Below are 6,477 nucleotides of genomic sequence, written 5' to 3'. Positions count from 1 at the left end.
TCCGAGGGCAGCCAGTAGCGCTTGCGTTGGATGTTGGGCTTCCACGTGCGACTCGTTCGGCGGTGCGAGTGCGACACCGACTTCCCGAACGACATCTTCTTCCCGAGGAGCTGACAGGTTCCAGACATGCTCGAATCATACAACGGAGTGAGAACCATTACTACTAGAGTGGGGCTCGTGGAGTTTCTGAAGCCATCGCCGTACGAACCCGGAGTCGGGCCGCAGAACACACGACCGCAGGTGCCGATCACGTTGCTTGCACCGGAACACCAGAGCGTCGAACTACTCCGGTCATTCGCAGCCGACTGTGACACTGTGCTGATAGCAACGGACGAGACGCTCGCGTTTGCTGGCTTGCTGGGTCTGGTCCGCGTCGGTCGTGCGTTGCTGACCGCGGCCGACGTGACGAGCCGTACTCCGGGTTGTGAGTGTTGCCAGATCCGGGTCGACCTCATCGACGCCGTGCGCCACGCTGTGCTTCGCCGCTCACCCCCTCGCCGGTTGGTCGTGGTCGTCGATCGGAAGCCGCCAACCGGGCCAAACTCGTTGGTCGACGACGACTCGGCGATCGATGTCGTCACGGTCATCCACACGTTGCAGGCAGACAGCGAGATCGAGCGGCTCGCGTATCTCGACGGCCTGGTCGTCGAGGTCGACGCATGCGCTGCTTCGACACGTCTCGCCTGTGGTCTTGATCTTTGGACCGGGCCACGCGAAGCGGCGATTGCCGTTGCGGATCGCATTGTCGTGAACGGCTCGGAGTTGTTGACCACGGCGGCGTCTGCACAAGTGTCGAGCGCCTTGCAGATCATCAACCGCATTGGGAAGGTCGTCTGCGGGCAGTCGGCTGCTGCCCACATCGAGGACCTGGTCGACCTCGACGCATGGAACGGTCACTCCCCGGCATGTCTCGAACGCACTGCCGGGCCCGGACTCGGGCCGGTTGGGATGGTCGTGCAAGTAACGCATGCACCGAACTGCAGACATCACGCCGCAACGGTCGGCACCATCGTGCTAACCCGTCGAGGCGTCCTCGATCCCGATGCGACTGACGCCTGGCTCGACCGGGTTGTCGCTGAATCACCCTCCCGTCTCCTCCGGTTCCAAGCAGCACTGTGTGTTTCCACCTGCGAGCCCAGAGTGTGCGTTCGAGGAAGTCGCTCCGCAATGAGGAGCCAACCCGAAGGAGGCGGCGCGGAAGGAACGGTGGAGGCCGATCAGAGTCGTCAGGAGAGCGTGGTCATACTCGTCGGGCGTGCACTCGATCATCAATCGCTCGCTGAGAGTTTTGAGACAATCGAGTTGGCGCAGTGATCCCGTTGGCCGACCATTTCCTGACGGCGGCCGAAGTGGACTGGACAGTCGAGCTTCCAGACACGGTTCGTATCCTGGACTGGTCACCCCGCGGGCGACTGCTCGCAGTTGCGGCAAATGGGTCAGCACTCGTCGAGAACCCTGATCGGGTGACGGCCCCGATGACCCCTGACCCACGCGATGCAATGTGGCTTGGTGAACGGGCGCTCGTAATCGTCGATCCACTCGCTGGCTTGGTCACAGCGGGCTTCGACAGCGAACAACCGCTTCCGTTTCGAGGTGCACGCAGGGTCGGCACGCACGCTGGGCGCACGGTCGTCGCAGGCAACGGGCGAATCGGAGTGTTCGGGCACCCCGCCCTCGACCGCACGCCCGAGGTGATCTGGACGGGCATCGGGGTCACTCATGCGTGTTCCCACGTGAGTGGAAACCTGTGGGCACTTGGAGGCACAGGCGGACTCGCACTCGTCGATACGGCGCTCGGATGCGTCGACACACGTCTCGAACTGCCCGGCGTCGTCGCAGTGGCGTCGCGAGCTGCTGCCGGCCGACTCGTCGTGAGTGACCTCGCAGGAATCATTCACGTGCTCGAACTGCATGACCTCGGCAACGGCATCGAACTCACCGGTTACTGCGACCCGGTGCGCCACCTGGCCCTGTCAGCTGATGGACGAACGGTCGTGGCCGCTGCCGACGACGAACTCACCACATGGGCAATCGCATCGAACGGTGATGTGGCAGACGAACCGACGTGCGTCGTGGCCCACGACGCCGCGATCACCGCTCTCGAATCAAGCGAGTGTGGCTTCTTGGCAACCGGCGACGCGCACGGAGTGGTGCAGATCTGGTCACCGCTGCTCACCGAGTACCCGGTCTCGACGCTTCGACTCGACAGCGAGATCACGGCGATTGCGTGGAACGCCTCGGGGCGCCGCCTTGCCTGCGGTGCGGTGTCGGGACAGCTCCTCGTTGCGGACATCACCGCTGGCGCACTGGCATGAATGCTGCGCTCGACAACACTGCACCGATCGTCATCGCCGGTGCCGGCCCACATGGCTTGGCGACCGTCGTCCACCTCCTCACCGCGGCACCGCGGCTGCGCGATCGTCTTGTGGTCGTCGATCCGACGGGGAAGTGGATGAGTGCGTGGGCCGAGCAGTTCGCTCGGCTCGACATCACCAACCTCCGATCGCCGGCCGTGCACCACCCCGCGCCACGTGGGGGTCTGTTGAGATCTCACACAGCGACCCACCGGCTCCCCACCAGTGGACTTCCCTACGGGCTGCCGACAACGGAAACGTTCGCATGGTTCTGCCGCGACCTGATCGAGTGGCTCGATCTGGAACCTCTCCTCATGACGGGCACTGTCGTCGACGTCACATCCTGCACCGAGAGCGACGGCACCGAGGGATGCAGCGTGACAGTGGACTCGTGCCACGAGCGCACGACGCTGATGGCTGACCGTCTGGTGCTCGCCTGCAATCCGTGTCAGGCGAACATTCCGGGTTGGGCACTCGGCCACCTCGCCGAGAACGGTCCGTGTGGCGACAGCGTTGGCGGGCCTGGCACCATCCAACTCGCCGCCCAGGTGGACCTGCGCCGAGTCGGCGACCTCACGGGCGCTTACATCGTGGTCGTCGGAGCCGGGCTGACTGCAGCGCACCTCGTGTGCGGCGCTGCGCAACGAGGCGCACACGTCACGCTCGTGGTTCGCCGGCAGCTCACGGAACGCAGCTTCGACACCGACCCCGGATGGCTCGGCCCGAAGGAACTGGATCGGTACGACACCATCGAGGATCCAGGCGAGCGGTTGGCCGTCGCCCGAGCAGCGCGGGGCGGCGGGACCATCCCGCCATGGATGCTGGTCGAGTTGCGCAGTCTTTTCGACAGCGGTGCAGTCACACTTCTCGAAGGCGCCGAGGTTGGAGAGATCACAGAGGTTCGCGATGGCGGTCCGACAGCTACTGACTCAGCGCACGGTCGACGCCACCATCTCAGCATCGTGAGCTCGACGTCCGAACCGCGAACCGTCGTTGCTGATCAGGTTTGGCTCGCCACGGGTACGACCCCGACGCTCGACGCAGTGCCCGCACTCGCCGGTCTCCGCGACCGCATCTCGATCGTCCAAGGATTCCCGGTCACCGGACCTGATCTGCGGATCGGTAGCCTGCCAATCCACGTCACCGGGCGCCTGGCCACCGTCGAACTCGGTCCGGCCGCCGGAAATCTCTGGGGTGCACGCCAGGGCGCCCGGCGGATCACGTACTCACTCACCGGCATCGATCTCGAAACCGACGACCCGAACCTCGCATCCACACTGCCCTCCAAGCAGCCATCGCACCTCTCACCTGTGCGCTCATCCGACGACAAAACCCCGCCCCCGACACCCCTGACTGTGCAGGCCACCATGACCTTGACCACCACGACTTCAACCACCACGGACGTTCCTTTCCGATCACTCCCCACCACCGTGCTTTCGGGCTTTCTCGGTGCTGGCAAGACGACACTGCTGAATCACTTGCTGAACAATCGCGACGGTCGCCGAGTTGCGGTGATCGTCAACGACATGAGTGAGATCAACATCGACGGCGCCCTCGTCGCGGGTGACGTGCGACTCGACCGCACGGAAGAACGCTTGATCGAGATGACCAACGGCTGCATCTGTTGCACACTGCGCGACGACCTGCTGATCGAGGTGGGTCGGCTCGCGAACGAGGGTCGCTTCGACCACCTGGTCATCGAGTCGACCGGAATCAGCGAACCGCTGCCGGTTGCCGCGACGTTCCTGTTCGACACCGAAGATGAACTGTCGCTGCTCGGGCGGGCCCATCTCGACTCGATGACCACTGTCGTCGACGCCCACCGGCTTCTCGACTACTTCGACGAGGTCGACGAACTCGCCGAACTCGGGATCGGCCGCGACGAAGACGACCAGCGCACCATTGCCGAGTTGATCGTCGACCAGATCGAGTTCGCCGACCTGATCGTGCTCACCAAAACCGACATCGTCGACACCGACGACAGCGAACGAATCGTGGCACTCCTGCAGACCTTGAACCCGTCGGCGCAGATCGAGGTCGCACCGTTCGGGCGGCTGCCGATCGAGACACTGCTGGGCAGTGGGCGCTTCGATCCTGATTCGACGGGCGCATTTCCCGGCTGGGCTCAAGCGCTCAACGGCGAACACATCCCGGAGAGCGAAGAGTTCGGGATCACCAACTTCGTGTACCGGTCGCGCTGGCCGTTCCACCCCGGCCGATTGTTCGATCTGTTGACCGAGTCCGGCTGGGACGGGGTGCTGCGTTCCAAAGGCTTCTTCTGGGTCGCAACACGACCCGACATCCAAGCGATCTGGCACCATGCCGGCGCTGCGGTCACGCTCGAACCTTCATCGCCGTGGATGGCGACGATCCCGCGTGAGCAGTGGGAACTCGAACGCGATGAGTTGGCCGACCTCGACGACCGGTGGGACCCACTGCTTGGTGACCGGATGACCGAGTTGGTGTTCATCGGCATCGACATGGACCACGACGAGATCACGGCGGCGCTCGATGCGTGTGTGCTCACGAGCGACGAGATCGAACTGGGTTTTGCCGGGTGGGCCGACCTGCCCGACCCGCTCCCGTTGTGGGACGACGGTGACCGAGAAGACGACGGGGTGTGATCGGGTAGTACTTCCGAGCTTCGGAGAAACCGTGACCGAACTGTTCACTGCGATCTTTGTCGTGTTCATCGCCGAACTCGGCGACAAAACCTAACTCGTCGCGCTCGGCTTCGGCGCCCGACACCGCACCAGCACGGTGCTTGCCGGTGTTGCGCTCGCCCATGTCGCATCGATCACGCTGTCGGTGATCGTTGGAGGTCTGCTCGGCGCGACACTCCCAGAGGAACTCATCGGCGTGGGGGGGGGGGTGTTGTTCATCGCGTTCGCGCTCTGGACGGTGTGGTCCGAGCGAAGTCTGGTGCTGGGCAGGCCGTAGTGACTGAGACCGCTGCCGAGTCGGCCGGAGGCGAGCACCCCATGACGTTGGGTCGGCTGGTGATCTTGATCGCGACCATGATGTTTGTCGCCGAACTCGGCGACAAGACGATGCTCGCCACGGCCACTCTCGCTGCGAACGGGCAGGCATTGCTGGTGTGGGTCGGTGCCACGGTCGGCATCATCGGTGCCGGTTTTGTCGGGGTCGTCGTCGGACGGATGATCGGTGATCGACTCCCCGAGCGTGCGCTCACGATCTGGTCAGCGATCCTGTTTGCTTTGTTCGATGTCGTCTTGATTTCCCTGAATGTCTGAACGAAACGAGAACGCTCATCGTCGAACGCTTCGTCTGCCAGGGGAGACGAACACAGGCCGCTACAGGCCGACCAGGGTTCGCAAGTCAGCGTCGGAGGAGTTCCGAAGGTGAGTGCGGTGGCGTCGCAAGTCGAGCCCGGCATTGATAGCAGCGCGCAAATGATCTGCGTGGGCGTCACCGAGTTCGCTGCCCAGGACGCTGCGGAACCAGTGATCGACCTCGTCGGATCGCCAGAGCCGGTATCTGCTCCTGGGGTCGGTGACCGGTGGTGGAAAGCCCCCTGGGCCCCGTTCGCCGTTGACGAGCAACCGAACACTCTCCCGGGTTCGACCCGTCCTCGTTGCGATGTCAGCCATGGAGATCACGCCGGCGTCGGCCAGTCGGGAGACCCTGACGCCCTCGATCGACTCGAGGGCGGCAATTGCGCTGAGGATGGCGTTGTCAAAGGTGTCGGCTTCTCGGTCGAAGTCGGCGTACTGGATCCCGTTCGACCGGCCGATGAGTGCGTCGTCGCAGCCCGCTTCGAAGATTTGATCGATGAGTTCGTCACTCTGGAGGTCTGGGGCCTCGATGATGAGGGTGAACGTGTGGTTCGTCATGCTTGCTCCTCGTTCTCTGGTTGGTCATGGGCGCACTGGTCGAGCGCCCGTCTGATCGCCTTGGCGTGGTTGCCCGGGCTTCGGGGTGTGGACCAGATCGAGATCTGGCAGCCAGAGCGGCTCGCTTCGCTACATCGAGCGACACCCCATCGGTGTCCGGACTTGGTTGTTTCGACGCTCCAGCCCGCGTCTGTCAGCTCGGTGAGAGCTGACTCGACCTCTTTCTTGGCATGTCGAGCCCGAGCCATGTTGACAGGATACAACAGATG

7 protein-coding genes and 1 pseudogene are annotated in these 6,477 nt (G+C 63.8%); 5 read left to right on the top strand and 3 right to left on the bottom strand.

From position 1 onward, the window contains the following. On the bottom strand, nucleotides 1–128 hold a 128-nt coding region (rpmB, locus tag ACH2EI_RS19800), incomplete at its 3' end, for a 50S ribosomal protein L28 (protein ID WP_395161279.1). A 49-nt stretch (nucleotides 129–177) separates the two neighbouring features. Here rpmB and ACH2EI_RS19795 point away from each other — a divergent pair. The 5 genes and pseudogenes from ACH2EI_RS19795 (at nucleotide 178) to ACH2EI_RS19775 (ending at nucleotide 5,608) form a co-directional block, all read left to right on the top strand. Beyond that, nucleotides 178–1,314 carry a GTP-binding protein gene (locus ACH2EI_RS19795; protein ID WP_395153891.1) on the top strand — a complete coding sequence of 379 codons (1,137 nt, stop codon included), beginning with the start codon at nucleotides 178–180 and terminating at the stop codon, nucleotides 1,312–1,314. Then, entirely contained in the window at nucleotides 1,311–2,315 is a 1,005-nt protein-coding gene (locus ACH2EI_RS19790) for a WD40 repeat domain-containing protein (RefSeq protein WP_395153892.1), read from the top strand. The genes ACH2EI_RS19795 and ACH2EI_RS19790 overlap by 4 nt, the downstream gene beginning before the upstream one ends. After that, nucleotides 2,312–4,978, top strand: coding sequence for a GTP-binding protein (locus tag ACH2EI_RS19785; protein ID WP_395161277.1), 2,667 nt, complete (start codon nucleotides 2,312–2,314; stop codon nucleotides 4,976–4,978). Before ACH2EI_RS19790 ends, ACH2EI_RS19785 begins: the two co-directional genes overlap by 4 nt. A 106-nt stretch (nucleotides 4,979–5,084) precedes the next feature. After that, a pseudogene (locus ACH2EI_RS19780) lies at nucleotides 5,085–5,294 on the top strand (TMEM165/GDT1 family protein); the annotation flags it as partial. Then, nucleotides 5,294–5,608 (top strand): TMEM165/GDT1 family protein, encoded by a 315-nt coding sequence (locus ACH2EI_RS19775; RefSeq protein ID WP_395153894.1) that lies wholly within the window; start codon nucleotides 5,294–5,296, stop codon nucleotides 5,606–5,608. The pseudogene ACH2EI_RS19780 and the gene ACH2EI_RS19775, both read left to right, overlap by 1 nt. A gap of 60 nt (nucleotides 5,609–5,668) precedes the next feature. Here the strand turns inward: ACH2EI_RS19775 and ACH2EI_RS19770 are convergent, their stop codons facing one another. Together ACH2EI_RS19770 and ACH2EI_RS19765 are read right to left on the bottom strand one after the other, a co-directional pair. Continuing rightward, nucleotides 5,669–6,208, bottom strand: a complete 540-nt coding sequence (locus tag ACH2EI_RS19770) for a helix-turn-helix transcriptional regulator (protein ID WP_395153895.1) — start codon at nucleotides 6,206–6,208, stop codon at nucleotides 5,669–5,671. Then, nucleotides 6,205–6,456 carry a hypothetical protein gene (locus ACH2EI_RS19765; protein ID WP_395153896.1) on the bottom strand — a complete coding sequence of 84 codons (252 nt, stop codon included), beginning with the start codon at nucleotides 6,454–6,456 and terminating at the stop codon, nucleotides 6,205–6,207. Before ACH2EI_RS19765 ends, ACH2EI_RS19770 begins: the two co-directional genes overlap by 4 nt. Nucleotides 6,457–6,477 lie beyond the last annotated feature (21 nt).

Origin of the sequence: Ilumatobacter sp., from assembly GCF_041688325.1 — a bacterium.
Classification (GTDB): Bacteria; Actinomycetota; Acidimicrobiia; order Acidimicrobiales; family Ilumatobacteraceae; genus Ilumatobacter_A.
The sequence above is the reverse complement of the archived record's forward strand: the minus strand, read 5'-3'. Positions and strand labels throughout refer to the sequence as shown.

Bases quoted from the DNA above. Each gene is read 5' to 3' on its own strand.
- ACH2EI_RS19785 (WP_395161277.1), top strand. From the start codon at position 2,312: ATGAATGCTGCGCTCGACAACACTGCACCGATCGTCATCGCCGGTGCC.
- ACH2EI_RS19770 (WP_395153895.1), bottom strand. From the start codon at position 6,208: ATGACGAACCACACGTTCACCCTCATCATCGAGGCCCCAGACCTCCAG.
- ACH2EI_RS19765 (WP_395153896.1), bottom strand. From the start codon at position 6,456: ATGGCTCGGGCTCGACATGCCAAGAAAGAGGTCGAGTCAGCTCTCACC.